Source organism: Modestobacter sp. SYSU DS0657 (assembly GCF_054050925.1).
On record NZ_JBJHAG010000038.1, the window covers coordinates 1 to 25,064 of the forward strand.

Below are 25,064 nucleotides of genomic sequence, written 5' to 3' on the forward strand. Positions count from 1 at the left end.
CCCCCCCCCCCCCCCCCCCCCCCCCCCCCCCCCCCCCCCCCCCGCCCCCCCCCCCCCCCCCCCCCCCCCCCCCCCCCCCCCCCCCCCCCCCCCCCCCCCCCCCCCCCCCCCCGGCGCGTTCAGGGCAGCAGCCGGGCGACGGCGCGGTCCCACTCCTGCACCAGGTCGACCTCGTCCGGCGTGCGCAGCCACTGCTCCTCCAGGCCGCCCATCACCGCGAGCAGCTGGCGGGCGGTCGACCCGGGGTGCCCGACGTGCCCGGTGACCAGCCGGGTGAAGGTGGCCAGCACCCGGGCGTCCCGGTCGCGGAAGTACCCGTGCGCGGGGTGCCCCTCGAACAGCGACTCGGTGCGCAGCATCGAGTACAGCCGGACGATCTCCGGCTGGGTGGTGTTCCGGACGACGACCGCCCGCAGCACCGCCCGCGTCTGGACCGGCGAGGAGCCGTCCAGGTCGTCCAGCCCCGCGCCGAGCTCCCCGGCGACGGCGGCGGCGTCCCGGCGGTCCCGGTCCTCCAGCAGCGCCACCAGCAGCTGCTCCTTCGAGCCGACGTGGTGCAGCAACCCGGCGACGGTCAGCCCGCACGCGTCGGCGACCGCCTGCACGCTGAACCCGTAGAAGCCGCGCTGCCCGACGATCCGGGTGGCCTCGTCGAGGATCTGCCGGCGGCGCTGCTCCGGCGTCCACCGGCTGCCCGGTCCGCGCGGGCGGGCCTCAGCCAAGCGGGAGGACGACGGCCTGCGGGTCGGTTGCGTGCGCGCCCACCTGCAGTTCGACGTCGCCGACCTCGGGCAGCACCCGCTCGCGCCGGTCGTCGTCCCAGCGGGCCAGCGCCAGCAGGCTCACCGGGACCTCGACGGTCACCGAGCCCCCGGCGGGGACGGCGACGCTGCGGAAGCCGACCAGCATCCGCTCGCCGGCGTAGCCGCCGGTGCGGGTGCGGCCGTAGACCTGCACGACGTGCCGGCCGTCGCGGCGGCCGGTGTTGGTCACCGTCGCGGTGACCGTCGACCCGTCCGCGGTCACGTCGCCGATCGTGAACGACGTGTACGAGAGCCCGAACCCGTGCGGGTACGCCGCCTCGACACCCAGCCGGTCCAGCAGCCGCTGGCCGTGCCACCGGTCGTAGGTGATCGCGGTGGCGTCCCGGTCGAAGAAGGGCAGGTGCTCCTCGCTGGTCGGCACGCTGAACGGCAGCCGGCCGGCCGGCTCGACGGCGCCGGTGAGCACGTCGCCGAGCGCCGGGCCGCCCTCCATGCCGGCGTACCACTGCAGCAGGACCGCCGGCACCTCGTGCCGCCACGCCTCGGTGAGCACCGGGCCGGCGGCGACGATCGAGACGACGGTGCGCGGGTTGGCCGCCACGGTCGCCCGGATGACCTCCTCCTGCTCGGGCCGCAGCCGCAGCGAGTCGCGGTCGCCGCCGAACCCCTCGCCGGCGGTCATCACCACCTCGTCGCCGGTGGCCTGGACGCCGTCCGGCCGCGGCGGGTACAGCGCCAGCAGGTCGGGGTTGTTCATGGTGTCCGAGCCGACGTACTCGCCCTCGTCCTCGGCGGTGAAGCCGGCGACGACGATCGCCACGTCGGCCTGCCGCGCCGCCTCGGCCGCGGCCACCGGGTCGTCCTCGGCGACGTGGGTGATCCGGGCGCCGGGGAAGGCGGCGGTGATGCCCTCCAGGGGGGTGGTGCTGTGCGGCGGGCGGACGTCGGAGGAGCCGTGGTCGCCCTGGTTGACCTCGGTGGCCAGCCGGCCGATGACCGCGATCGACGTGACCGATGCCGGGTCGAGCGGGAGCACCGGGGCGCCGTCGACCGGCTCGTTGCGCAGCAGCACCATGGCGCGGGCGGCGACCTCGCGGGCCAGCGCGCGGGCGTCGTCGTCGGCCATCAGCCCGGGGCCGAAGTCGCCGTCCTCGCGGGCGGCGTAGGAGCGCAGCATCGCCGCGATCATCCGGACGCCGGACCGCTCGACCAGCTCCCAGCTGGTGGTGCCGTCGTCCAGCTGGCCGGGCAGGTGCTGCGCGCGCTGCTGGCGGAACGGTTCCTCCAGGTCCAGGCCGGCGTTGAGCGAGGCGCCGGCGTCGCGCAGGCCCCAGATGAAGTCGCTGACGGTGATGCCCTCCCAGCCCCACTGGTCGCGCAGCACCTCGGTGAGCAGGTGCCGGTTCTGCCCGGCCCACTCGCCGTTGACCGAGTTGTAGGCGCTCATGATCGCGGCCACGCCCTCGTCGACGGCGCGCTTGAAGTGCGGCAGGTAGACGTCCTGCAGGGTCGCCTCGTCGATGGTGACGTCGACGGTGAAGCGGGCGTTCTCCATCGAGTTCAGCGCGTAGTGCTTGGCGCAGGCCATCACGTACCGCTGGGTGCCGCGCACCAGCGCCGCACCCATCTCGCCCAGGTGGAACGGGTCGTCGCCGTAGGTCTCCTGCGCCCGGCCCCAGGCGGGGTGGCGCAGCAGGTTGATGCAGACGCCGCCGAAGAAGTTGCCGCCGACGGCGCGCACCTCCCGGCCGATGACCTGGCCGACCCGCTCCTCGAGCTCGGGGTCCCAGGTGGCGCCGCGGGCCATCGAGACGGGGAAGGCGGTGCCGTTGCCGGAGACGCAGCCACGCGGACCGTCGACGAACTGGGTGCCGGGGATGCCGAGGCGGGCGACGGCACCGTGCGGGATCGGCACGGTGTTGTAGCCACCGGTCAGCATCGCGCGGAAGCCGTCCCAGAACTCCCAGTCGCCGTCGAGCAGGCCGAGCCGCTCGTCCGGGGTCAGCTCGGCGAACAGCCGCTGGGCCTCGCTCTGGACGTCGGCTCCGCCGCGGACGGCGGCAACCGCGGTGTCGAAGGGGGTGTGCTGAGCGTCGGTGCCCACGGGTCCTCGCTTACCTAGTGGTTTGTAGGTAGCGCTGACCCTAGTGGCCCCGCGCGGGCGGGGTAGGGCCGGTGCCCCCCAAGTCCGGACCGCCGGCGCCCGAGCAGGACGCGCCGGCCACACGACTGGGGAGCAGGGCAAGCCGATGGCGCAGGACCGGAACGCGGAGAACGAGACCAACCCGCTGATCCGGACGATGCGGAGCACGGTGGGCCGGGAGAGCACCACCTTCGGCTTCTCGATCCTGGTCACCGCGGCGTGCGGGGTCCTCCAGGTGACTCAGGGAGCGCCGGACCTGCCTCGCGTCCTCCTCTGCGCAGCGAACCCGGACGCTGACGGTGGGCACGAGCATGGACATCGTCTCGGTGCTGGCTGCCCTGAGCGTGCCGCGGTCCACCTGGCGCTCTGGGTGCTGGCGCCGTTCGTCGCAGGCGTCGTGTACCTGGTCACCGAGAGCATCGAGGCCGCGATCGCCGAGCAGATCGTCCACTCCTCGGGTGATCACGGGGCTGACGACGTCTCGGACTAGGGCCGCCCACCGACTGCCTCCCGCGCTCAGGCCGGGCCCACCAGCTCGGCGACGATCTGCGCGGAGAGGGTGACCAACGGCAGCCCGCCGCCGGGGTGCGCGGAGCCGCCGACGAGGAACAGCCCCGGCAGCGGGGAGGCGTTCCCCGGGCGCAGGAATGCCGCGCGGGCGCCGTTGCTCGACGTCCCGTAGATCGACCCGCCGGGGCTGGCCGTCTCCCGTTCCAGGTCGGCCGGGGTGCGCACCACCCGCCAGCGCACCCGTTCGCGCACGTCCAGCCCGCGGGCGGCCAGCACGTCGAGCACCCGGTCGGCCTGGGCGTCGGCGAGCCCGGGGGCGGTCCAGTCGACGCCGCTGCCCGGTTCGTGACGCGGCGCGTTGACCAGCACGAACCACGACTCGCTGTCGGCGTCGGGCCGGGTGGCCGGGTCGTCGGGCGCGCTGACGTAGACGGTCGGGTCCTCGACCGGCCGCTTCGGGCCACGCCTGCCGAACAGCGCGTCGAACTCGGCGTCGTAGTCGGCCGGGAAGAGCACGGTGTGGTGGGCCAGGCCGGGCGTGCGCCCGCGCAGGGCGAGCAGCAGCACCAGGCCCGACGACGACGGTGTGACCCGGCGCAGCGCGGCGCGCGGCCGGCGGGCCGGGGCGGTGGGGGGGAGCAGCTCGCGGTACAGGGCCGTGGCGTCGGCGTTGCTGACGACGACGTCGGCCGGTACCCGCTCGCCGTCGGCCAGCCGCACCCCGGCGGCCCGGCCGCCCTCGACGAGCACCTCGGCGACGGGGGAGTCGGTCCGCACGGTGGCGCCGCGCTCGACGGCCCGCTGCGCCACCGCATCGACCAGCCGGCGCAGGCCGCCGGGGACGTACCAGGAGCCGAAGGCCTGCTCCGCGTGCGGAACGGTGAGCAGCGCCGCGGGGGCCCGCCGCGGGTCGGAGCCGGAGTAGGTGGCGTAGCGGTCCAGCAGCATCCGCAGCCGCGGGTCGGACAGGTACCGCCCGCCCAGACCGCGCAGCGTGCGGCCGGGGGCGATGGTGCGCAGGTCGGTGGTGTTCCGGGCCAGCCGGAGCAGGGTGCCGGCGCCGGCCAGCGGAGAGCGCAGGAACGGTTGCTCGGTGGCTCGCCACATCGCCTCGGCCCGGTCGAGCAGGGCCGCCCACTGGGCGCCGGTTCCGGTGCCGAGCGCGGCCTCGAGCGCGGCGGGGATGCGCTCGCGGCTGCCCGGGACGTCGACCGCCGTCCCGTCGGCGAAGCGGTAGGCGACCGCCGGGTCGAGTCGCTGGAGCTCCAGCACGTCGTCCAGCGGGGGGCCGGTGGCGGCGAACAGGTCGCGCAGGACCTGGGGGAGGGTGACCAGGCTCGGACCGGTGTCGAAGCCGTGGCCGTCGCGTTCGAACCAGCCGAGCTTCCCGCCGACGACCGGCGCCTGCTCCAGCACGGTGACCGCGTGGCCGGCCGCGGCGAGCCGGGCGGCGGCCGCCAGCCCGCCGAGCCCGGCGCCGATCACCACCACCCGGGCCACGCGCCCACGGTAGCGGCCGGCGTCCGGCGGTCGCGTGTGCGCGATGAAGCACCCGATGGCGCGGACGAGAGGTGTTTCTTCGCCCAACCGCCGGAGGGGGAGGTCAGAAGTCGGACTCCAGGTGGGCCAGCAGGGTGGCGGCGTCCCAGGTGGGCGGGGGCATGATCCGGCGGATGGTGAGCAGCGGCTGCGCCGGGTCGGTCGGATCGGCCAGCTGGAACGCCGCCCGGTACCCCGCCGCCGCGACGTGGGTGAGCGTCTCCTGGTTCCACATGCCGTGCGGGTAGGCGAGCAGGTCGACCGGGTGCCCGAGGACCTCCGCCAGGGTCTGCCGGGGCTGGTCCACCTGCTCGGCCCACTGGTCGCGGGAGATGCGGTCCATCCGCTGGTGGTCCCAGCTGTGCGCGCCGATCGCCATCCCGGCGGCGTCGAGCTCGCGCAGCTGGTCGCTGCTGAGCCAGTTGGGCTTGTCCAGGACCACGGTCATCGGGAAGAACGCGCCGGGGAAGCCGAACTCGCGCAGCACCGGGAGCCCGACGGTGGCGTGGGTGGCCGAGCCGTCGTCGAAGGTGAGCAGCACGGCGCGGTCGGGGAGCGGGGTGCCGAACTGCAGGTGGTCGACGAGCGCGGGGGCGGAGACCGGGGTGTAGCCGCCGTCCCGCAGCGCGCTCAGCTGGGCTCGGAAGGCGTCCGGCGGGGTGGTGATGCTGCGGGCGTACGCGCTGTCCTCGGCGGTGTGCTCGCGCAGCTGGTGGAAGCAGAGCACCGGGACGGTGGAGCGGGCCAGGATCTCCTCCGCCGTTCCCGGGGTGGGCGGCGGCTCCTCGGTCGGGGTCGGCTCCGGCGTGGGGGAGGGCGACGGGGCCGAGGTGGCCGCTGACGTCGTCGGACCGTCCGCGCGTCGCGTCGTGCCGGAGCTGCACCCGGCGAGGGCGAGCGCGGCACCGGCGGCGAGGAAGTGGCGTCTGTGCACCCGGTGAGCTTGGTGCCCGACGCCGGTGAGGGCAACGGCCCACGGCGGGGCAGCCACCCCGGTCCGCCTGTCTGCAAGTCGACAAGGCGACGTGCAGACAGGCGGTGAGGTCAGCGCACGACCGATCAGAAGGGCGGCGGGTCGTCGGCCGGTTCGGTGGGTGGCTGCTCGGGTCGGGGTGATGCGCGCCCGGCGGGTGGTCCGGGCGGTCGCTCTGGCTCAACGGCCTTCTCGGACCGCGGTCGGAGGCCGGGTGGTCGGGTGGTGCGGGTGACGCCGGACGGTGTGGTGACGTGCAGTGTTCCGTGGGGGGTCATGGCGAACCGCCAGCCGGGGGCGAAGGTCTTCAGCCGGTGGTGGGAGCGGCACAGGCAGCAGAGGTTGGTGCAGTCGGTCACCCCGCCGCAGGCGTGGGGGACGACGTGGTCGAGGTCGGCCCAGCCGACGCGTTGGCCGCAGTTGGGGAACCGGCAGCGCCGGTCGCGGGTGGTGACGAACGCGCGCTGCCGTTCGGTGGGCCGGTAGTTCGTGGTCGCCGGTGGCGGGCCGAGCACGGCGCACCCGCAGGGTCCGCTGCCGCTGCCGCTGCCGCTGCCGCTGCCGTTGTCGTTGCCGTTGTCGTTGCCGTTGTCGTTGCCGCTGCCGCTGCCGCTGCCGCTGCCGCTGCCGCCGGTGCCGGCGTCGTGCTGCGGGCAGCCGCGGCGGGCCAGGCGGGCCAGCTCCGCGGGGGTCACCGTGGCCAGCAGTTCGCCGTCGGGGCCGGTGATCGCGAAGGTGAGCGTGCCGCCGTCGGGGGCGGTGAGGCCCAGCGCCCCGATCCGGGCCAGCAGGTCGCGGAGGTGGGCGGCGGTGACCGGTAGCCCGTTCACCTCACCCGGCGCGGTGCTGCCGCCTTCCAGCGCCGCCAGCGCTGCGGTGACGGTCAGGTTCGCCGCCACGGTGGGCAGTCCGTGGTCACCGGGCCGGCGGACCAGCATCGACAGCACGTGGGTGCGCAGCTGCCCGATCGGCCGCTCGTCCCCGTCGGCTTTGAGCATCCTGGCGAGCTGGTCGAGCAGGTCGTGGCACTCGGCGGCCTCGTCGGCCGGCAGGTCCGCGGCCAGCACCGCCCGCCCGTCGGCGGCCGAGGGGTACAACCGCACGTCGGCGGTCTTCTCCGCCTCCGCCCGGGCCTCCTCCGCGGCGGCGGCGTCGAAGCGCAGCATGAGTTCGGTGGCGCGCTTGCCCAGCCCGGTCACCGACAGGTCCCGGGCCTCACCCAGCAGCGCGTCCTCCACCCGGCCGGCGACGCTGGCGTTGGTGTGCTGCAACGCGTCGGCCAGCTGCTGGGCGCGGCGCTCGTCGAGCTCCCCGGCCCGCAGCGCGGCGAACGTGGCCGGCAGCTTCCGGGCCCAGGTCAGCGCCCGGGTCAGCCAGGTCGCGGCGGTGGGGCGGCCGACGTTGAGCACCGTGGCCAGCTCGGCGGTGAAGAACTCACTCACCTCACCGTCGGCCGGCTGCGCCGTCCACCCCGCCCGCCGGGCACCGGGGTCTTCCGGCGCCGGGTCCGTCGAGGCGGGCCGCTGACCGGCCAGGCCCAGGATCAGCTCCGCCTCGTAGGCGGCGTCCCGGGCACGGCGCTGCTGCACCCGCTGCAACTCCGCGGCCAGCTCCTCATCACTGAGCCAGGGAACGGGCAGCCGCGTCGGTTCGACGCGGTGATCGAGGACCCAGTCCACGACCAGCCCCTCGATCGTGCTCGACCCCGACCTCCGCGTCATGAGTCGAACATACGTTCGAGGTACGACAGTTCCGGAGCGGCGGCGCGCACCCGGCGTGCAACGTTCGGCCCCGCGAAGCAGGAGGCCCGGCATGCTCGACCACCTGGGAGCCCAGGTCGCCGACGCCGACGCCGACGCCGACGCCGACGCCTTGACGTGCGGCACCCGAAGCGCGAGGCCCGGGTCACGCCGCGGGTCAGCGGTAGACGACGTCCACGCTGCTGAAGGCGCCCAGGGCGTGGTCGGCGACGAAGAACTCGTGGTCGCGGCGGACCCGGTCGGCCGCCTCCCCGGCGAACCGCAGCACGTCGTCGACGAAGAGGTCGTGCCCGCCGATGGCGGTGAGGATGGCCGGCTCCACGTCGTAGTCGACGTTGCCGGTCTCGTCGGACAGCGCGTGCGTGTGCGCCAGCACCTTGCCGCAGATCTCCGCGTAGTCCTTCCACTCGTCCGTCGACAGCGACGCGAGGCTGAGGTCGTCCCGGAACGGCGCCCGTTCCCGGGACATGAAGCTCTCGCCGTCGATCTCCACGCTGCCGTAGAAGACGTCGCCGTTGACCAGGTGCACCCGCTGGGCGTGCCGGATCCGGTCACCCTGGCCGTCGACCTCGAACCCCGAGTGCGGCGCCAGCCCGGTCAGCGCGGACCGCCGGGCCCGCTTGAACTCCAGCAGCAGGTCGTCGGTGCCGTCGTCACGCACGCCGGCGATCAGCACGTAGTAGCGGGTCAGCCCCAGGGACGCCGTCCCCGCGTTCCGCCGCTCCGCCACGTCCTTCGCCCGCATCTGCCCCGCGCGCTCGGGCACCGGGATCTCGTTCTCGGCGACGAAGCGGTCGACGATCCCCTGGAACTCGGCCCGCCGGCTGCGGATCGGCACGATCTCCTCGTCGGTGCGGAAGCCGCTGAGCGTCTCGTCGAGCAGGTCCTCGGCCAGCCACTCGGCGCGGCCGCGCTCCAGCGTGCTGCGGATCAGGTCGGCGATCAGCGGCGGGGCGTTGTCCAGCCGCAGCTGCTCGGTCTCCTCTCGCCCGTCGTTGGCGTAGGAGGCGATCCCGGCGACGTACCCGCGGACGAAGCGCTCGGCGATCGCCCGCTGCTTCTTGCGCCCCTTGTCGCCCTTCTCCTCGGCGGCGAGCTGGAAGCCGACCGCGCCGCGCTTGAGGTCCCAGGTGAACGGGGCGTAGTAGGCGTCGTCGAAGTCGTTGACCCCGAAGATCGGCACGTTGTCCGAGCTGGGCATCACGCCGAAGTTGCCCGGGTGCACGTCGCCCAGGCACAGCACCGTGGGCAGCCGCGCGTCCTCGCCGGCCAGGTCGCGGTAGAAGAGCAGGTTGGTGCCGCGGAAGAACTGGAAGGCCGAGCCGGCCAGCTTGTCGAACTTGTCCCGGGCCTCCAGGTCGCCGGTGGCGATCCGCTGCTCGTGGTCCTCGCGCACCGTCTCGCGGACGTGCACCCGGCGGTCGTTGCCGGTGAGCATCCGGGGGATCAGCACCATCTCACCGCGCGCCCGGGCCTCGGCCAGCGCCCGGAAGGCGTCGACCCGGGACGCCACCGCCGGGGCACCGTCGCCCACGACGTCGCCGTCGGCCGGCCCGTCGTCCGGCGATGCGGACGACGGGGCCGCTCGCCGCTGCCGGAGCTCGGTGAGCAGTTGCTGCTTGCTCATCGACGAGCGGCCGGGGATGTCCTGCTCACGGGCCCGGCGGATGAGCTCGGACCGGGGGGCATCAGCGAGGTCTGTGTCCATGCCCCTCCGCCTACCCGCGGCCTCCCCAGGGGCCAAACGCCTGTCATCAGACCGTCAGGTGACCGGGGCCGCGCGGTCCGGTGCCCAGTCGAAGGGGCAGGTGGCTCAGGGCACGTCCCGCCGGCTGAACAGGACGACGCCGGCGCCCACCACGAGCGCGGTGACGACGGTCAGGAAGACGCCGCTCTGCAGGTGGGTGAGCAGGTACTCGGTCATCTGCCAGACGACGTTGCCCTGCGCGTCGACCGTCTCCCCCTGATCGACGACGAGCGAGAGCCCGTCGGGGAGGGCCAGCGCCGTCACGTTGTTGGTGATCAGCCACGGCTGCCATTCCGGCCGCAGCGCGCGGACGGCGGTCTCCACCACCAGCACGTAGATGAACGCGGTGCCCAGCGCGGCGCCGGTGTTGCGCACCAGGTTGGTCAGCCCGAAGCCGAGCAGCCCGGCGAACAGGGTCAGCAGCACCCCGCGGCCCTGGGCGCCGACCACGTCCGACCAGAAGCCGTCGGGCAGGTCCCGGCCGTCGCCGACGAGGGCCTGCCAGATGCCGGCCATCGCCAGCCAGGCGACCTGCGCGACCACGCCGAGCACCACCGAGGCGGCGGCGACGACCGCTGCCTTGGCACCCAGCACCCGGGACCGCCGCGGCTCCCAGAACAGCAGGTTGGTCATCGACCGGCTCGACCACTCCGCACCGACGAACGTGGCGCCGACCAGGAAGGCGAGGGCGGAGCCCAGCAGGCCGAGGACGGCCGCGCCGCTCGCGCCCTGCTCCGCGAGGGAGAACGGTGGCGGGTCGATGAACCACTCGATCGAGAAGTCGGACTCCTGGACGGGCGGGCCGCACCACTCCTCGGGCGTCACCCCGGTGTCGGCCGGCTGCTGCGCCAGGCACTCGGCGCGCCCCTCGATCGCGAGCTCGACCTGTTCCTGCCGCTGCTGCTCCGCCGCGGCGAGCCCCTCCGGCGTGGGCGAGGACCAGTTGAGCAGCCCGACCACCAGCGCGCCGACCCAGACCAGCGCGGCCGTGAGCAGCAGCAGCCGGATGAACCGGCGGGCGGTGAACCGGTGGAACTCCGCGCGCAGCAGCCCGCCGAACCGGCCCGCGGGGGCGGTCGGCCGGTCGGCCTGCGGCGGGGTCTGGACGGCGCTCATGCCCGCTCCGCCGTCAGCGCAAGGAACGCGCTCTCCAGGTCTGCGGTCATCGGGGTCAGCTCCTCCAGCCAGTGTCCGGACTCGGCCAGCAGCCGGGTCACCTGCGCCGGTGCGGCGACCGCGTGCACCAGCAGGCCACCCTCCGGCGCCGGCGCCACCTGGTACCCGGCGGCGGTGAGCACCGCGGCGGCGGCCGCGGGATCGGGCACGCGCACCCGGACGTCGGGGGCCCCGGCGCCGGCCAGCACCTCGTGCACCGGGCCGGAGGCGATGCACCGACCCCGGGCCATGATCGACACCGAGTCGGCGACCTGCTGGATCTCAGACAGCAGGTGCGAGCTGATCAGCACCGTCGTCCCCTCCCGGCCGAGCCGCCGGACGAGCTCCCGGACGTCCCGCATGCCGCTGGGGTCCAGCCCGTTGCCCGGCTCGTCGAGCACCAGCAGCTGCGGCGCCTTGAGCAGCGCGGCGGCGATGGCCAGGCGCTGCTTCATGCCGAGGGAGTAGCCGGCGAACCGGTCGTCGGCGCGCTCGCGCAGCTCGACGACCTCGAGCACCTCCTCGACCCGGGTGCGGGGCAGCCCGGCGGTCTCCGCCAGCAGCCGGAGGTTCCGCCGGCCGGTGAACCCGGGGAAGAACAGCGGTGTCTCGACGAGCGCGCCCACGCTGCCGATCACCTCGGGCAGCCCGCCGGGCACCGGCCGGTCGAGCAGCCGCACCTCGCCGCTGTCGGGCCGGACCAGGCCGAGCGCGACCCGGATCATCGTCGTCTTGCCGGAGCCGTTGGGCCCCAGCAGCCCGTGCACGCCGCCGTCGCCGACGACCAGGTCCAGGCCGTCCAGCGCACGCTGCGGGGGTCGCCCGCGCCGGGCGTAGGTCTTGGCGACCGCATGCATCTCGAGGGCGGGCACGGGCGGCTCCTGAGCTGGGGGACGGGCGGGAGCACCGTGGCACAGCCGACGGTCGGGTGGGGGTTTCCGCGCCGCACCGGTCCGCATCGTGATCGCAGCTGGCAGGCTGCCCGGGTGGTCTCCCTGCCTGCGCTCGCCCGCCGTGCCGATTCCGCCCTGCGCGCCCTGCTCTCCCGGTGGGCCCGCCGGGCGGGCTGGACCCCCGCTGTGCTCGCCCACCCCGGCTACGGCAGCGAAGGGCGGGCGCGGGTGCTCGGCCGGGTGCTGCTCGCCCCGGCCGGCGCACATCCGGAGGACCGCCGCGCGGTGCCCGGCTGGCAGCGCTTCCTCACCCTGGAGAGCCCGCGCACCGAGGTCACCGTGGAGCTGGCCGGGCAGCGGTACGTGGTCCGCAGCGACGACGACGGGCTGCTCGACGTCACCCTCGACACCCCACTGCCCGACACGGCCTCGGTCCCCGTGCTGCTGCGCGCCGGTGAGCGGGAGTCGCGTTCGGTGGTGCACCTGGCCTCTGCGGACGCCGCCCGGGGCGTGGTGTGCGACATCGACGACACCGTGCTCGTGACCGGCATCTCGACGCCGTTGCGGGCTGCGTGGCGCACGTTCGTCAAGCCGATGAGCGGGCGCCGGGCGGTGCCGGGGATGGCGCGGCTGCTGCGGGAGCTGACCGCGGGCGGCCCGCACGTGCCGGTCGTCTACCTGAGCAACGGGCCGTGGAACCTGGCCGGCCCGCTCACCCGGTTCATCGAGCGCGCCGGCCTGCCGCCCGGCGCCCTGCTGCTCACCGACTGGGGGCCGCGGCCGGACCGCTGGTTCCGCGACGGTCGGGCGCACAAGCGGGGCCAGCTGCGCCGGCTGGCCGACGACATCCCCGGCGTGGCCTGGTCGCTCGTCGGGGACACCGGGGAGCACGACCCGGCGTTGTACACCGAGTTCGCGACCGAGCAGCCCGAGCGGGTGCGGCGGATCCTGCTGCGCGACGTCGAGCACGCGGAGACCAGGGTCGAGCGGATCGGGCAGGTGCCGGTGGTCTACGCCCCGGACGGCGATGCGCTCGCCGCGGCCCTGCCGGCGGCCTGACCGCCGAAGAGCTCCGCCAGCGCCGCGTCGGAGGCGGCCAGCGCATCGCGGTCGAACGTGCTGCTGGAGGCGACCACCTCCGCCGCGTCGGTGCGTTCGACCAGTGCGGCCAGCCGCTCGGCGACCTGCTCGGCGGTGCCGGCGATCGCCCCGGCGGCCGTCTGCTCGACGTACTGCCGCTGCCGCGCGGTCAAGTCCTGCGCCCGGATCGCGGCCACCGGCTCCAGCGGTGGGAAGGCGCCGGTGGTGCGGGCCTGCGCCATGGCCCAGGCCTCGGGCAGCAGCAGGTCCTGCGCCTCCGCCGCCGTGTCGGCGACGACGACGTCGAGGCTGATCGCCACCCGCGGCTCCGGCGCCTGCTCGCTCGGCCGGTAGCTGCGCCGGTAGGTGGCGAGCGCGGCGAGCCCGGGCGCCGGGTCGCCGGCCACGCCCAGCAGCGGCCCGCCCACGACCACCGGCAGGCCCAGCGTGGCGGCCACCTCCAGGCCGCGGCCGGTGGCCAGCACGGTCATCGGCACCTCGGCCGCCGGGCGCGGGTGCACGGTCACCTCCGCCGTCCCGGTGAGGAAGGCGCGCAGCTCGGCCAGGTCGGCGGCGAAGTCGCTCTCGCCCGCCGACCGCAGCGCCCGGCGCACCGGTGGGGTGAAGCCGGGGGAGCGGCCGAGCCCGAGGTCGACCCGGCCCGGTGCCAGCGCCGACAGCATCGCGAACTGCTCGGCCACGACCAGCGGCTGGTGGTGGGGCAGCATGACGCCGGCCGAGCCGATCCGCAGCGTCGTCGTCCGGCCGGCGATCGCAGCGAGCAGCACGGCGGGTGCGGCACTGGCCACGCCGGGGACCCCGTGGTGCTCGGCGACGAAGAACCGGTCGTAGCCCAGCCGCTCGGCGGCGACCGCCCGATCGACGGTGCCGGTCACCCCGGTGGCGTCCGGCTCGCCGGCGCGGGTGCGGGAGCGGTCCAGCAGCGACAGCCGCATCAGAACGCGTACCGGACGCGCAGCCAGGGCGCGTGCTCGCCGATCAGCTGCTGGAGCCGGGTGACGCCGGCCCGCTTCACGCCGGCGCGGTAGCGGACGTTGCGCTGGCCGTTCTGGCTGACCTTGGGCTCCTGCAGCTCCGGGCGCCAGAGGAGCTCCTCGGCGCGCGGGTGCCAGCCGAGGTTGACCTCGTGCAGGCCCTCGTTGTGGGTCAGCATGATCACCTCGGCGGCGGCCTGGGCCTTCGCGGCGGGCGAGAGCCCGTCGTCCAGCTGCTGCAGCAGCGCCGTCCAGTCGGCCTCCCAGCCCTCGCGCAGCACGACGGGGGAGAGGTTGAGGTGCACCTCGTAGCCGGCCGCGACGAAGTCGTCGACGGCGGCGATCCGTTCGGCGACCCGGCTGGTGCGCACGTCCAGCAGCCGGGAGTCGGCGTCGGGCATGACCGAGAAGCGGATGCGGGTGCGGCCGGCCGGGTCCAGGTGGAGCAGGTCGCGGTTGACGTACTTGGTGGCGAAGGAGGCCTTCGCCGTCGGCAGCTCGCGGAAGGTGGCGACCAGGTCGGCGACGTTGTCGCTGACGACCGCGTCGACCGAGCAGTCGCCGTTCTCGCCGATGTCGTAGACCCAGCTGTCCCGATCGCACTGGTTCGGCTCGGTCTTGGGGCCCTGGCGGGCCACGTGCCGGCGCACCGAGGCGGTGATCTGGTCGATGTTGGTGAACACGGTGATGGGGTTGGCGTAGCCCTTGCGGCGGGGCACGTAGCAGTAGGCGCAGGCCATCGCGCAGCCGTTCGCGGTCGAGGGCGCGATGAAGTCCGCCGAGCGCCCGTTCGGGCGGGTGGTCAGCGTCTTCTTCACCCCGAGCACCAGCGTCTCGCTCTTCACCCGCACCCAGCGGTCGACGTTGCCGGCGTTGCCGTGCAGCTCGGGCAGCTGCCAGTGCGAGGCCACCTCGACGACCTCGGCGCCGGGGAACCGGGCGAGCACCTGGCGGCCGCGGGGGGAGGCTGCGGCCGCAGGCTCGGCGTAGACGGTGCGCACCTGCAGCAGCCGGTTCTCCACGGGGGTCTCCGCCGGGACCACGTCGTCGAACAGCGTCAGCGCGTCGGTCACGCCAGGTGCAGCACGGTGGCCGGGGGCGCCATTCCGGGGCCGGGTGTGGCGGACCCCCTAGGCTCCTTCCCGCCCTGCCCCCAGACCTGGAGGTCCCCCGTGCTGGCCAGCATCGGTTACGCCGTCGCCTACACCGCCGTCGGCATCGCGCTGCTGTTCGTCGGCGCGCTCGCCCTCGACCTGCTGACCCCCGGCCGGCTGGCCAAGCACATCTACGAGGAGCGCTCGGTGAACGCCGGGATCGCCCTGGCGGCCGGCTTCCTCGGGCAGGGGGCGATCGCGTTCACCACGATCTGGACCAACGCCACCAGCGGGTTCGGCCGGGCGCTGGCCTACACCGTGGTGTTCGGCCTGCTCGGCGTGCTGCTGCAGGTGCTGGCCTTCCTGCTGCTGGACGTGGTCACCCCGGGCCGGCTGGGCCACCACCTCACCGGGGTCGACTTCCACCCCGCCAGCCTGGTCTCCGCCGGCTCGACCCTCGCGGTCTCGGCGATCATCGTCGCGTCGATCTGGCCCTGAGCGTCGATCCGGCCCTGCGCCGGCCGGCGGCCGGTCGTCGTCGCCAGCAGCACCCCGGCGACCACGACGGCGCCGCAGCCGAGCTCCACGGCTGAGGTGGCGTCGCCCAGCGCCAACCAGGAGACGCCGATGCCGACCACCGGCACCAGCATCGAGAACGGCGCGACCGTGCTCGAGGGGTGCCGGGCCATCAGCGCCGTCCAGATCCCGGAGCCGAGCAGCGTGGCCACCACGACGGTGTAGAGCAGCCCGGCCAGGGCGAGCAGCCCCTGGAGGCTGCCCAGCGTGGTGAACGACCGGGTGATCGCCGCCGGTCCCTCGGCCACGAGCGAGACCGCCAGCATCGGCAGCGGGGGCACCACGCTCATCCAGAGGGTCAGCTTCAGCGGCTCGGACGCCCGGGCCTGCCGGGTGCACAGGTTGCCCAGCGCCCAGCCCAGCCCGCCGCACAGGGTCAGCACGACCGGCAGCGCCAGCGCGGCCCCGCCGATCTCGGCCCGGTAGAGGGCGATCCCGCCGAGGCCGGCCACGGCGATGCCGACACCGGTGAGCTGGCGGGCGGTGAGCCGCTCGCGCAGCAGCACGCCGGCCAGCAGCACGGTGAACGGGGCCGAGGACTGCAGCACCAGCGAGGCCAGGCCGGTGGGCATCCCGGTGTCCATCGCCAGGTACAGGAAGAGGAACTGCAGGACGCCGAAGCCGGTGCCGTAACCGATCAGCCAGCGCAGCGGGACGTCGGGCCGGGGCACGAACAGCAAGGTCGGGACGGCCAGCAGCGCGAACCGGAGCGCCACCAGGGCGAAGGGCGGGAACTGCTCCAGCGACAGGTGGATGGCGGTGAAGTTCACGCCCCACAGCACGGCGACGAGGCAGGCCAGCAGGCGGTCGCGGAGGGGCACGGGTCGAGCGTGCCGCCCAACGGCGTCCAGCTCCAGTGAATAGTCCTTGACGGTCCGTTCAGCATTCCTGCATGGACCTGCGGTCGCTCGAGACGCTGCGCGCCGTCCGCAGCCGCGGTGGGGTCACCGCGGCCGCCGCGGTGCTGCACCTGACGCCGTCGGCGGTGTCCCAGCAGCTGGCCGCGCTCACCGCGGAGCTGGGCGTGCCGCTCACCGAGCGGGTGGGCCGCGGGCTGCGGCTCACCCCGGCCGGAGCGGCGCTGGCCGACGCCGCGGTCGACGTCGCCGAGGCGGTCGAGCGGGCCCGCGCGGCCTGCCAGGCGTTCGCCGAGCGGCCGGTCGGGACGGTGCGGGTCTCGGCGTTCCAGAGCGGTGCCCAGCTCCTCTTCCCGCGGCTGCTGGGCGCGGTGGCCGCGCTCGACGGGATCACCCTGGAGTGCACCGACGAGGACGTGGCGCTCGCCGACTTCCCCGACCTCGCGGACCGCTTCGACGTGGTGGTCGCGCACCGGCCGGACGGCGCCGCCGACTGGGCCAGCGGGGTGCGGGTCGTGCCGCTGTTCCGTGAGCCGCTGGACGTCGCGGTCGGCGCCGACCACCCGCTGGCCGGCCGGTCCGCCGTCGCCCCGGAGGAGCTGGCGGGCGAGGCGTGGATCACCGTGCGCGAGGGCTTCCCGGTGGCGCCGGTGATGGCGGCGGTGGCCGCCCGGTCGGGGGCCGCGCCGCACATCGCGCACCGGATCAACGACTTCGCGGTGGCCTCGACGATGGTGGCCGCCGGGCACGGCATCTCGCTGCTGCCCCGGCACACCACCTCACCGGTGCCGGGCCTGCGGCTGCTCCCGCTGACCGGTGTGCCGGCCGGCCGGCGGGTCGAGGCGCTGCTCCGTCCCGACCGGGCCGAGCGGCGGGTGGTGGCCCGGGTGCTCGAGGTGCTGCGCGCCGTCGCCGCGGAGATCGACCGCGGCGCGGGGTGAACCGGCCGGGTCGGTCAGCGCGCGACCCGGTCGGCCAGCTGCTTGGCGTCGACCAGGGACAGCGCCGGCTCGGCCCGGCGCAGCGCCACGACGGCGGCCACGCCCTCGGGCGACCCCGCCTCGGCGATCACCCGGCGCGCCCACGCCTCGTCGACGTGACCGGGCACCGGGCGGGGGGTGGTGGAGCTGCGGCGGAACCACCACAGCCAGCACGCGGCGAGCAGGGCGAAGACCACCGCCCACACCGCGTTCCCGGCCACCGCCGAGGTGACCGCCGCGGCGCCGCAGCCCACGGCCAGCAGCAGCGGCACCCCGCGGTGGACGAGCGGGGACTCCAGGAACCTGGTCGGGGTCTGCGGCACGGGCGGCATGCTGCCAGGTGCCGGCGTCCCGTGGCCCTCCGTGGCGCACGTGGCTCACCGGGGGCGGCGCGGGCGTGGGATGGGGCACTGTTTGTGCAGGTCAGGCAGGGGCACAGCTCGTCCGGCGACGCACGCCTGCGTCGCGCGACGATCGGGGACCCATGAAGGCAGTGGCCTGGCACGGCAAGCACGACGTCCGGGTGGACACCGTGGACGACCCCGTCGTCCAGCAGCCCACGGATGCGGTCATCCGGGTCACCACGACCAACATCTGCGGCTCGGACCTGCACCTGTACGACCCGCTCGGCCCGTTCATGGGCGCCGGCGACGTGCTCGGCCACGAGGCGATGGGTCAGGTCGTGGAGGTGGGGTCAGAGGTCGGCGACCTGAAGGTGGGCGACCGGGTCTCCGTGCCGTTCCAGATCTCCTGCGGGCACTGCTGGATGTGCGACCAGGGCCTCTACACCCAGTGCGAGACCACCCAGGTGCGCGACCAGGGCATGGGGGCGGCGCTGTTCGGCTTCTCCAAGCTCTACGGCCAGGTACCGGGTGGGCAGGCGGAGTACCTGCGCATCCCGCAGGCGCAGTTCACCCACGTCAAGCTGCCCGAGGGCCCGCCCGACGACCGGTTCGCCTACCTCTCCGACATCCTGCCCACCGCCTGGCAGGGCGTCGCCTACGCCCAGGTGCCGGACGGGGGCACGCTCGTCGTCCTGGGGCTGGGGCCGGTCGGGGACTTCGCCTGCCGGATCGCCCAGCACAAGGGGTACCGGGTCATCGGCGTGGACCTGGTGCCCGAGCGGCTGGCCCGGGTCGCGGCCCGGGGGATCGAGGTGGTCGACCTCCGCGAGCACGAGGACGACCTCGGCGACGCCATCCGCGACATGACCGGCGGGCGCGGGCCGGACTCGGTGCTCGACGCGGTCGGCATGGAGGCGCACGGTTCGCCGGCCACTGGGTTCGTGCAGAAGGCAGCCGGGCTGCTCCCCGACGCGGTGGCCGCCCCCATCCAGAAGACGGCCGGCGTCGACCGGCTGAACGCGCTGTACTCCGCGATCGACATCGTGCGCCGCGGCGGCACCATCTCGCTGTCCGGTGTGTACGGCGGCGCGGCCGACCCGATGCCGATGATCACGCTGTTCGACAAGCAGATCGCCCTGCACATGGGCCAGTGCAACGTGAAGCGCTGGATCCCGGAGATCATGCCGCTGCTCACCGACGCCGACCCGCTCGGCGTGGACACCTTCGCCACCCACCGGCTGCCGCTGTCGCAGGCCCCCGAGGCCTACCGGGCGTTCCAGGAGAAGGCCGACGGCTTCGTCAAGGTGCAGCTCAAGCCGGAGCTCTGACGCTGCTGGCGGGTCACCTGTGCGGGTGGGGTGGTGCGGGGAGATGCTCGGGTGTCCCGGTCCGGCGATCGAAGAGGCTGCATGAGGTGGAGGCGGGGTGCGCCGGAGGTGGCGACCGCCCGGCTGGCCGGCCCGGTCATCGGGCTGCTCTACGCGCTCGGTGGCCTGGTCGTGCTGGCGGTGGTGGTGCTGCCCGGAGGTGCGGACCGGTCGGCGTCCCCGGTGATGACCGCGATCGGGCCGGCGGCGGTGCTCGCCGGCCTGGCGCTGATCCGGTGGGGCCGGTCGCTGCCGCGCGCCGCGCTCCCCGTCGCCGTCCTGGCGGGCACCGCGCTGATCACCGCCGTGGTCGCCGTCGCGCCGGACCCCACCGCTGCGATGGCGCTGGCGGGGATCTACTCCTTCGTCGCGGTCGCCGCCTTCTTCCTCTTCGCCCCGCTGGTGGCGCTGGCCTACCTGTTCCTCGCGATGGCCGCCTGCGCCGTGGTCCTCTCCCTCCGGGGGCTGCCCGCGGGGTCGGTGGTCGCGGTCGCCCTGGTCACGGCGACCATCGCGCTGGTGGTGGCCGTGCTGGTGCGGCAGGCCTCGTGGGCCAGCGTCGACGCGCTCACCGGGCTGGCCAACCGCCGTGGGTTCGACGACGCCCTGGACGAGGCGCTGCGGCTCGCCGTCCGGTCGGGGGAGGAGTTCTCCGTGGCGTTGGCCGACCTCGACGACTTCAAGCTCGTCAACGACGAGCAGGGCCACGCCGCCGGCGACGAGCTGCTGTGCGCGGTGGCCGACAGCTGGCTGCCGCTGCTGCCACGGGGCGCAGTGCTGGCCCGGCACGGCGGAGACGAGTTCGCCCTGCTGCTGCCCGCCTGCCCCGGGCCGCAGGCGCTGCGGTTCGTGGAACGGCTGCGGGCGGCGAGCACCCGCGTCCCGCTGTCGGTCGGCGTCGCCGAGCACCGGGCGGGGGAGCAGGCGTCGCACGTGATGCGCCGCGCGGACGCGGCCCTCTACCGGGCCAAGGAGGCCGGCCGGGGCCGCAGCGAGCTCGACCGCTGAGGCCCCGGGATCAGGAGGCCTGATCGTGCGTGCTCCTGGCTCACGTCAGGAGGGAGCCAGGAGCACGCACGGTGAGCCAGGACGCCCCGCGGCTCAGCCGCGGGAGCGGAGCACGTCCTCGTAGACCGCGAGGGTCTGCGCGGCGATCGCCGGCCAGCCGAACTCGGCCAGCACCCGCTCCCGGCCGGCGCGGCCCATCGCCGCCGCGCGGTCGGGGGCGGCCAGCAGCTCGGTCATCCGCGCCGCCAGCCCGGCGGCGAACTCGGCCGGGCGCTCGGCGTCGTAGGGGACCAGCAGCCCGGTGCGGCCGTCGTCGACCACCTCCGGGATGCCGCCGACGGCGCTGGCCACGACCGCCGTGCCGCAGGCGGCGGCCTCCAGGTTCACGATGCCCAGCGGCTCGTAGACCGAGGGGACGACGAAGACCGTCGCCCCGGTGATCAGCGGCACCAGCTGCTCGCGCGGCACCATCTGCTCGATCCACACCACCCCGCTGCGCCGGCGCTGCAGCTCGGCGACGGCGTCGGCGACCTGCTGCCGCTCGGCCGGGGTGTCCGGCGCGCCGGCGCAGAGCACCAGCCCGGCCTCGGGCGGCAGCTGCTCGGCCGCGGCCAGCAGGTGCATCAGCCCCTTCTGCCGGGTGATCCGGCCGACGAACAGCGCGTACGGCCGGTCCGGGTCGACCCCGAGCGAGCGGACGACGTCGGGCGCCTGCACCGGCCGGTAGGCCTGCGCGTCGACCCCGTTGCCCACGACGACGACCTTCGCCGGGTCGAGGTCGGGGTAGACGTCGAGCACGTCGGTCCGCATGCCCCGGCTGACCGCGATGACCGCGTCGGCGGAGTCGTAGGCGGTGCGCTCCACCCAGGAGGAGAGCCGGTAGCCCCCGCCGAGCTGGTCGGCCTTCCACGGCCGCCGCGGCTCCAGCGAGTGGGCCGTGACGACGTGGGCGCTGCCGTGCACCAGCTGCGCCAGGTGCCCGGCGTGGTTGGCGTACCAGGTGTGCGAGTGCACCAGCTCGGCGTCGACGAGGGCGGCGGCGATCTCCACGTCGGTGCCGACGGCCTGCAGCGCGCCGTTGGCCGACGTCAGGCCGGCCGGCACCCCGTGGCCGGTGGCGTCCGAGCGCGGGCCACCGAAGCAGTGGACGTCGAGCTCCGGTCCCTGCTCGAGCCCGCGGAGCGCGGCGACGAGGTGCTCGACGTGCACCCCGGCCCCTCCGTAGACGTCCGGCGGCCATTCCCGGGTGATCACTCCGACGCGCACGCAGCTCACCCTAGGTGGTGAACGACCCCGTAGATGGGGCGAACTCCCGGAGGAGCCGTTACGGTCCGTCCATGCGTGGCGGTCCTCGGGTTCTCGGCATCGTGCTGGCAGGTGGTGAGGGGAAGCGGCTCGCCCCGCTGACCCAGGACCGGGCGAAGCCCGCGGTGCCCTTCGGGGGCAACTACCGGCTCATCGACTTCGTGCTGTCCAACCTGGTGAACGCCGACATCCGGCGGATCGCGGTGCTCACCCAGTACAAGAGCCACTCGCTGGACCGGCACATCACCACGGTGTGGCGGATGTCGACGCTGCTGGGCAGCTACATCACCCCGGTGCCGGCGCAGCAGCGGCTCGGCCCGCGCTGGTACACCGGCAGCGCCGACGCGATCTACCAGAGCCTCAACCTGATCTACGACGACCGGCCCGAGATCGTCGTCGTCTTCGGTGCCGACCACGTGTACCGGATGGACCCGGCGCAGATGATCGACCAGCACCTGGCCACCGGCGCCGGCGTCACCGTCGCGGGCCTCCGGGTGCCCCGCCAGGAGGCGACCGCCTTCGGTGTCATCGACGCCGACGAGAACGGCAAGGTGCACCAGTTCCTGGAGAAGCCGGCCGACCCGCCCGGGATGCCCGGCAGCCCGGAGGAGACCTTCGCCTCGATGGGCAACTACGTGTTCACCACCGATGCGCTGCTCGAGGCGCTGCGGGTGGACGCCGCCGACGAGAACTCGGTGCACGACATGGGCGGGTCGATCATGCCGATGATGGCCGACGCCGGGGACGCCTACGTCTACGACTTCAGCAGCAACGTCGTGCCCGGGGAGACCGAGCGCGACCACGGCTACTGGCGCGACGTGGGGACGCTGGACGCCTACTACGACTCGCACATGGACCTGGTGTCGGTCAGCCCGATCTTCAACCTCTACAACGAGCGCTGGCCGATCTACACCCTCCCGCCGATGCTCCCGCCGGCCAAGTTCGTGCTCGGCGGCCGGGCGGAGGAGTCGATGGTCAGCGCCGGGGTGATCATCGACGGTGGGTCGGTGCACCAGTCGGTCGTCTCGCCCAACGTGCGGCTGGAGCGCGGCTCCCGGGTCGAGGGCAGCGTGCTGATGGACGGCGTGCACGTCGGCGAGGGCGCGGTGGTGCGCCGGGCGATCCTGGACAAGAACGTCGTCGTCCCGCCCGGTGCGCGGATCGGCGTCGACCTGGACCGCGACCGCGAGCGCTACCACGTGAGCGCCGGCGGGATCACCGTGCTCGGCAAGGGCGCCCGCGCCATCGGCTGATGAAGGACCTCCCTCCTCCCCACGCTTCGCGGGCTCAGCGCGGGCCCCGGGAGGGAGGCCGTTCCAGCAGCTCACCACTGATCGTGACGCTGCTGCTGGACGACGGCGCGCAGCGGCGGTTCGACCGGTTGCGGGCGGCGCACTTCCCGCCCCACCGCAACCACCTCGGCGCGCACGTGACGCTGTTCCACGCGCTGCCGGGGGAGCGGCTCGCCGAGGTGCGCCGGGAGCTGGCCGACGCGGCTGCGCGCCCGCCTTTCGACGTCCGGGTCACCGGGGTGCGGATGCTCGGCCGCGGCGTCGCCTACGACCTGGCGGCCCCGGAGCTGGACGCCCTCCACGGCCGGCTGACCGCGGCGTTCGGTGACGTGCTCACCCGGCAGGACCGGCAGCCGCTGAAGGCGCACGTCACCGTGCAGAACAAGGTCGAGCCGACGGTCGCCCGCGCACTGCACGCGCACCTGGCGGCGGCGTTCACGCCCGAGGCGGTCCGCGCCCGCGGTCTGGGCCTGTGGCACTACCGCGGCGGCCCTTGGGAACCGGACTCCGAGGTCCCCTTCAGCTGTTGAGGGACCCCGTGCCGCACACCGCCGCAGGCCGGGGGCGGGCCTGCGCCAGGCTCAGTCGCGCTTGGTGGCGATCAGCAGGCCGGCGCCGACGGGGAGGACGGCGCTGGTGAGCGTCTCGTCCTCGCGGATGGTGCGGGCCACCTCGCGCCAGGCGACGGTCTGCTCGTCGCGGGCGGCCCGGTCGGCGATCCGGCCGTCGGCGAGCAGCCCGTGGCAGACCAGCGAGCTCCCGCGGTGCAGCAGCCCGACGAGCCCGGGCAGCTGGCCGGACCACTCCAGCGGGGGGCCGGTGCAGACCACCAGGTCGTAGGCGCCGGGGGACAGCCGGGGGAGCACCTCGCCCGGCGCGCCGAAGATCAGCCGGGTGCGCCCCTGCGGCACCCCGGCGTCGGTGTAGGCCCGCCGCGCGGCGCGGACCTCGGCGGGGTCGGCGTCCAGCGCGGTGAGGACCCCGTCGCGGCGCATGCCCTGCAGAAGCCAGAGCCCGGCCACGCCACCGCCGCTGCCCAGCAGCACCACCGACCGGGCGTCGATCCCGGCCGCGAGCACGGCCAGCGTGGCGCCGACCGCGGGCTCGACCGGCACGGCGGTGCCGAACGCGAGTGCGGACGTCATCGCCCGGTGCCGGGCGGTGGCCACGGCGGGGGTCTCGGCTGCGTAGCCGTCGGCGTAGTCCGCGGGGCTGGTCGGGGACGCTCCGGGAGAGGGCGGTCCGCCGACGCTGGTCACCGCTCGAGGGTAGAGGCGGGATGCGCGACCGCGCCTGGCCGGGGGCGCAACCTGTCAGCTGCCTGTGCGTCCGGCCGTGCGGGAACACCGCCGTGCCGTTCGGCCGTTGATCCGGTCGTGCGTCTCTCGCGTACCGCCCGCCCGTCCGCCGCCCCCGACCGGCCCACCCCCGCTGGGGAGGTGTCGGTGCCGGCCGTCTGCGATCCTGAGGGCGTGACCGCACCGGACGCCGCCAGCGGCGGCCCCCTGCCCGCGGGCGGTGTCCCCGCCGTCGACGGCTGGGTGGCGCCGACCTGGGAGCAGGTCGTCCGGGATCACTCGGCCCGCGTCTACCGGCTGGCCTACCGCCTCTCGGGCAACCAGCAGGACGCCGAGGACCTCACCCAGGAGACCTTCGTCCGGGTGTTCCGCTCGCTGGCGGACTTCTCCCCGGGCACCTTCGAGGGCTGGCTGCACCGGATCACCACCAACCTGTTCCTGGACATGGTGCGGCGCCGGCAGCGGATCCGCTTCGACGCGCTGCCCGAGGACACCGAGCGGCTGCCGGGTTCGGCGCCCTCGCCCGAGCAGGTCTACGCCGACACGCACCTCGACCCGCAGGTCCAGGCGGCGCTGGACGCGCTGTCGCCGGAGTTCCGCGTGGCCGTCGTCCTCTGCGACATCGAGGGTCTGACCTACGAGGAGATCGCGGCGACGCTGGGCATCAAGCTCGGCACCGTGCGCTCCCGCATCCACCGCGGCCGCGTGCAGCTGCGCGAGGCGCTCGCCCACCTCGCCCCCCGTCGTCCGGTGCCCGCCGAGGAGGTCTCGTGAGCATCCCCGAGAGTCACCTCGCCCAGGAGGCGATCGCCGCCCTCGTGGACGGCGAGCTGTCCGGTGGGGCCGCCGGCCGCGCCGCCCGGCACCTGGCCGGCTGTGTGCAGTGCCGGATGGCGGTGGCCGCGCAGCGCGAGGCGAAGACCGCCCTCCAGCGCGACCAGGACGTGGCCGTCCCCGGTGACCTGCTCTCCCGGCTGAACGCCATCCCGTTCACCGCCGAGGTGAGCGGTCTCGGCGGCGGCGGCCTGAGCGCGGGCGGCGGAGGGCTGACCGCCACCGGGTCGGGCGGCTCCTGGGCGATCCCGCTGACCCCGAGCAGCCCGCCGGACCGCTCCGGGTCGGCCAGGTGGCTGCGCCGCGGCATGACCGGTGCCCTGGCCGGGCTCGGCGTGGGCGTCGCGGTGCTCGCCGCGGGGCTGCCCGCCACCGACGACCCGACCCGCCAGGTGCCCCCGCCGGGGTCGCTCGCCGGTGAGGTCCGCGACGTGGTGCCCACCGAGCGCACCGACGTCGTCCCGCCCGTCGTCCGCACTCTCACCGTCGGCTCGACCGCCTCGCTGCCTCCCGGCGGGACGCCCTGACCGAGAGCCCCGGCGGTCCCGAC

Annotated in this window: 23 protein-coding genes and 1 pseudogene; 10 read left to right on the forward strand and 14 right to left on the reverse strand. The window is 75.0% G+C overall.

Annotated elements, in window-relative coordinates; translation table 11 throughout:
- Nucleotides 1-119 precede the first annotated feature (119 nt).
- A complete protein-coding gene (locus tag ACI79A_RS18145) occupies nucleotides 120-722 on the reverse strand; it encodes a TetR/AcrR family transcriptional regulator (RefSeq protein WP_457085157.1) in 603 nt (200 codons plus the stop codon).
- Nucleotides 715-2,868, reverse strand: coding sequence for a beta-glucosidase (locus tag ACI79A_RS18150; protein ID WP_457085158.1), 2,154 nt, complete (start codon nucleotides 2,866-2,868; stop codon nucleotides 715-717). Before ACI79A_RS18150 ends, ACI79A_RS18145 begins: the two co-directional genes overlap by 8 nt.
- Nucleotides 2,869-3,013: 145 nt before the next feature.
- Here ACI79A_RS18150 and ACI79A_RS18155 point away from each other — a divergent pair, with 145 nt between their 5' ends.
- A complete protein-coding gene (locus tag ACI79A_RS18155; RefSeq protein WP_457085159.1) occupies nucleotides 3,014-3,397 on the forward strand; it encodes a hypothetical protein in 384 nt (127 codons plus the stop codon).
- Between the two features lie 26 nt (nucleotides 3,398-3,423).
- Here ACI79A_RS18155 and ACI79A_RS18160 read toward each other — a convergent pair whose 3' ends face one another.
- The 6 genes from ACI79A_RS18160 to ACI79A_RS18185 form a co-directional block, all read right to left on the reverse strand.
- Complete coding sequence (locus ACI79A_RS18160) at nucleotides 3,424-4,917, reverse strand: phytoene desaturase family protein (protein ID WP_457085160.1); 1,494 nt, start codon at nucleotides 4,915-4,917, stop codon at nucleotides 3,424-3,426.
- Between the two features lie 103 nt (nucleotides 4,918-5,020).
- Nucleotides 5,021-5,890 carry a polysaccharide deacetylase family protein gene (locus tag ACI79A_RS18165; protein ID WP_457085161.1) on the reverse strand — a complete coding sequence of 290 codons (870 nt, stop codon included), beginning with the start codon at nucleotides 5,888-5,890 and terminating at the stop codon, nucleotides 5,021-5,023.
- Between the two features lie 125 nt (nucleotides 5,891-6,015).
- A complete protein-coding gene (locus tag ACI79A_RS18170) occupies nucleotides 6,016-7,650 on the reverse strand; it encodes a DUF222 domain-containing protein (protein ID WP_457085162.1) in 1,635 nt (544 codons plus the stop codon).
- Between the two features lie 196 nt (nucleotides 7,651-7,846).
- The gene (locus ACI79A_RS18175) at nucleotides 7,847-9,397 is read right to left on the reverse strand and encodes a DUF2252 family protein (protein ID WP_457085163.1); all 1,551 of its coding nucleotides are present in this window, start codon (nucleotides 9,395-9,397) and stop codon (nucleotides 7,847-7,849) included.
- Nucleotides 9,398-9,502: 105 nt separating this feature from the next.
- Nucleotides 9,503-10,552, reverse strand: coding sequence for a hypothetical protein (locus tag ACI79A_RS18180; protein ID WP_457085164.1), 1,050 nt, complete (start codon nucleotides 10,550-10,552; stop codon nucleotides 9,503-9,505).
- A complete protein-coding gene (locus ACI79A_RS18185) occupies nucleotides 10,549-11,463 on the reverse strand; it encodes an ABC transporter ATP-binding protein (protein ID WP_457085165.1) in 915 nt (304 codons plus the stop codon). Before ACI79A_RS18185 ends, ACI79A_RS18180 begins: the two co-directional genes overlap by 4 nt.
- 114 nt (nucleotides 11,464-11,577) lie before the next feature.
- Between ACI79A_RS18185 and ACI79A_RS18190 the strand changes: the two genes are divergently transcribed.
- Nucleotides 11,578-12,543 (forward strand): App1 family protein, encoded by a 966-nt coding sequence (locus tag ACI79A_RS18190; protein ID WP_457085166.1) that lies wholly within the window; start codon nucleotides 11,578-11,580, stop codon nucleotides 12,541-12,543.
- Here ACI79A_RS18190 and ACI79A_RS18195 read toward each other — a convergent pair.
- The gene (locus ACI79A_RS18195) at nucleotides 12,495-13,520 is read right to left on the reverse strand and encodes an MsnO8 family LLM class oxidoreductase (RefSeq protein WP_457085167.1); all 1,026 of its coding nucleotides are present in this window, start codon (nucleotides 13,518-13,520) and stop codon (nucleotides 12,495-12,497) included. The two genes, ACI79A_RS18190 and ACI79A_RS18195, sit on opposite strands and share 49 nt — an antisense overlap.
- Entirely contained in the window at nucleotides 13,520-14,632 is a 1,113-nt protein-coding gene (locus tag ACI79A_RS18200) for a spore photoproduct lyase family protein (protein WP_457085168.1), read from the reverse strand. The genes ACI79A_RS18195 and ACI79A_RS18200 overlap by 1 nt, the downstream gene beginning before the upstream one ends.
- A 99-nt stretch (nucleotides 14,633-14,731) precedes the next feature.
- Here ACI79A_RS18200 and ACI79A_RS18205 point away from each other — a divergent pair, with 99 nt between their 5' ends.
- Nucleotides 14,732-15,151: a DUF350 domain-containing protein gene (locus tag ACI79A_RS18205; RefSeq protein WP_457085169.1), complete on the forward strand. Its 420-nt coding sequence runs from the start codon at nucleotides 14,732-14,734 to the stop codon at nucleotides 15,149-15,151.
- Nucleotides 15,152-15,201: 50 nt separating this feature from the next.
- On the opposite strand, the pseudogene ACI79A_RS18210 reads toward ACI79A_RS18205, so the two are convergent.
- Nucleotides 15,202-16,050: pseudogene (locus ACI79A_RS18210) on the reverse strand (EamA family transporter); the annotation flags it as partial.
- A 71-nt stretch (nucleotides 16,051-16,121) separates the two neighbouring features.
- Between ACI79A_RS18210 and ACI79A_RS18215 the strand changes: the two are divergent.
- Nucleotides 16,122-17,027, forward strand: a complete 906-nt coding sequence (locus ACI79A_RS18215; RefSeq protein ID WP_457085170.1) for a LysR family transcriptional regulator — start codon at nucleotides 16,122-16,124, stop codon at nucleotides 17,025-17,027.
- A gap of 14 nt (nucleotides 17,028-17,041) precedes the next feature.
- On the opposite strand, the gene ACI79A_RS18220 is transcribed toward ACI79A_RS18215, so the two are convergent.
- On the reverse strand, nucleotides 17,042-17,389 hold the full coding sequence (locus ACI79A_RS18220) for a hypothetical protein (RefSeq protein ID WP_457085171.1): 348 nt from the start codon (nucleotides 17,387-17,389) through the stop codon (nucleotides 17,042-17,044).
- 161 nt (nucleotides 17,390-17,550) lie between these two features.
- Here ACI79A_RS18220 and ACI79A_RS18225 point away from each other — a divergent pair, with 161 nt between their 5' ends.
- Together ACI79A_RS18225 and ACI79A_RS18230 are read left to right on the forward strand one after the other, a co-directional pair.
- Entirely contained in the window at nucleotides 17,551-18,738 is a 1,188-nt protein-coding gene (locus tag ACI79A_RS18225; protein WP_457085172.1) for a zinc-dependent alcohol dehydrogenase, read from the forward strand.
- Between the two features lie 81 nt (nucleotides 18,739-18,819).
- Nucleotides 18,820-19,785 (forward strand): diguanylate cyclase domain-containing protein, encoded by a 966-nt coding sequence (locus ACI79A_RS18230; RefSeq protein ID WP_457085173.1) that lies wholly within the window; start codon nucleotides 18,820-18,822, stop codon nucleotides 19,783-19,785.
- A gap of 93 nt (nucleotides 19,786-19,878) precedes the next feature.
- Here ACI79A_RS18230 and glgA read toward each other — a convergent pair whose 3' ends face one another.
- Complete coding sequence (glgA, locus tag ACI79A_RS18235; RefSeq protein ID WP_457085174.1) at nucleotides 19,879-21,051, reverse strand: glycogen synthase; 1,173 nt, start codon at nucleotides 21,049-21,051, stop codon at nucleotides 19,879-19,881.
- 71 nt (nucleotides 21,052-21,122) lie between these two features.
- Here glgA and glgC point away from each other — a divergent pair, with 71 nt between their 5' ends.
- Both glgC and ACI79A_RS18245 read left to right on the forward strand, forming a co-directional pair.
- Nucleotides 21,123-22,343 carry a glucose-1-phosphate adenylyltransferase gene (gene glgC / locus ACI79A_RS18240; RefSeq protein WP_457085175.1) on the forward strand — a complete coding sequence of 407 codons (1,221 nt, stop codon included), beginning with the start codon at nucleotides 21,123-21,125 and terminating at the stop codon, nucleotides 22,341-22,343.
- Nucleotides 22,344-22,426: 83 nt separating this feature from the next.
- The gene (locus ACI79A_RS18245) at nucleotides 22,427-22,912 is read left to right on the forward strand and encodes a 2'-5' RNA ligase family protein (protein WP_457085176.1); all 486 of its coding nucleotides are present in this window, start codon (nucleotides 22,427-22,429) and stop codon (nucleotides 22,910-22,912) included.
- Between the two features lie 51 nt (nucleotides 22,913-22,963).
- Here the strand turns inward: ACI79A_RS18245 and ACI79A_RS18250 are convergent, their stop codons facing one another.
- A complete protein-coding gene (locus tag ACI79A_RS18250; protein ID WP_457085177.1) occupies nucleotides 22,964-23,641 on the reverse strand; it encodes an O-methyltransferase in 678 nt (225 codons plus the stop codon).
- Between the two features lie 213 nt (nucleotides 23,642-23,854).
- Between ACI79A_RS18250 and sigE the strand changes: the two genes are divergently transcribed.
- Both sigE and ACI79A_RS18260 read left to right on the forward strand, forming a co-directional pair.
- Nucleotides 23,855-24,454 (forward strand): RNA polymerase sigma factor SigE, encoded by a 600-nt coding sequence (sigE, locus tag ACI79A_RS18255; protein ID WP_457085178.1) that lies wholly within the window; start codon nucleotides 23,855-23,857, stop codon nucleotides 24,452-24,454.
- Nucleotides 24,451-25,041 (forward strand): anti-sigma factor family protein, encoded by a 591-nt coding sequence (locus ACI79A_RS18260; RefSeq protein ID WP_457085179.1) that lies wholly within the window; start codon nucleotides 24,451-24,453, stop codon nucleotides 25,039-25,041. The genes sigE and ACI79A_RS18260 overlap by 4 nt, the downstream gene beginning before the upstream one ends.
- Nucleotides 25,042-25,064 lie beyond the last annotated feature (23 nt).

What these genes read in the sequence shown, in the direction of transcription:
- ACI79A_RS18155 (WP_457085159.1), top strand. Translation starts at nt 3,014, where the DNA reads ATGGCGCAGGACCGGAACGCGGAGAACGAGACCAACCCGCTGATCCGG.
- ACI79A_RS18170 (WP_457085162.1), bottom strand. Translation starts at nt 7,650, where the DNA reads ATGACGCGGAGGTCGGGGTCGAGCACGATCGAGGGGCTGGTCGTGGAC.
- ACI79A_RS18175 (WP_457085163.1), bottom strand. Translation starts at nt 9,397, where the DNA reads ATGGACACAGACCTCGCTGATGCCCCCCGGTCCGAGCTCATCCGCCGG.
- ACI79A_RS18180 (WP_457085164.1), bottom strand. Translation starts at nt 10,552, where the DNA reads ATGAGCGCCGTCCAGACCCCGCCGCAGGCCGACCGGCCGACCGCCCCC.
- ACI79A_RS18195 (WP_457085167.1), bottom strand. Translation starts at nt 13,520, where the DNA reads ATGCGGCTGTCGCTGCTGGACCGCTCCCGCACCCGCGCCGGCGAGCCG.
- ACI79A_RS18215 (WP_457085170.1), top strand. Translation starts at nt 16,122, where the DNA reads ATGGACCTGCGGTCGCTCGAGACGCTGCGCGCCGTCCGCAGCCGCGGT.
- ACI79A_RS18225 (WP_457085172.1), top strand. Translation starts at nt 17,551, where the DNA reads ATGAAGGCAGTGGCCTGGCACGGCAAGCACGACGTCCGGGTGGACACC.
- ACI79A_RS18230 (WP_457085173.1), top strand. Translation starts at nt 18,820, where the DNA reads ATGAGGTGGAGGCGGGGTGCGCCGGAGGTGGCGACCGCCCGGCTGGCC.
- glgC (WP_457085175.1), top strand. Translation starts at nt 21,123, where the DNA reads ATGCGTGGCGGTCCTCGGGTTCTCGGCATCGTGCTGGCAGGTGGTGAG.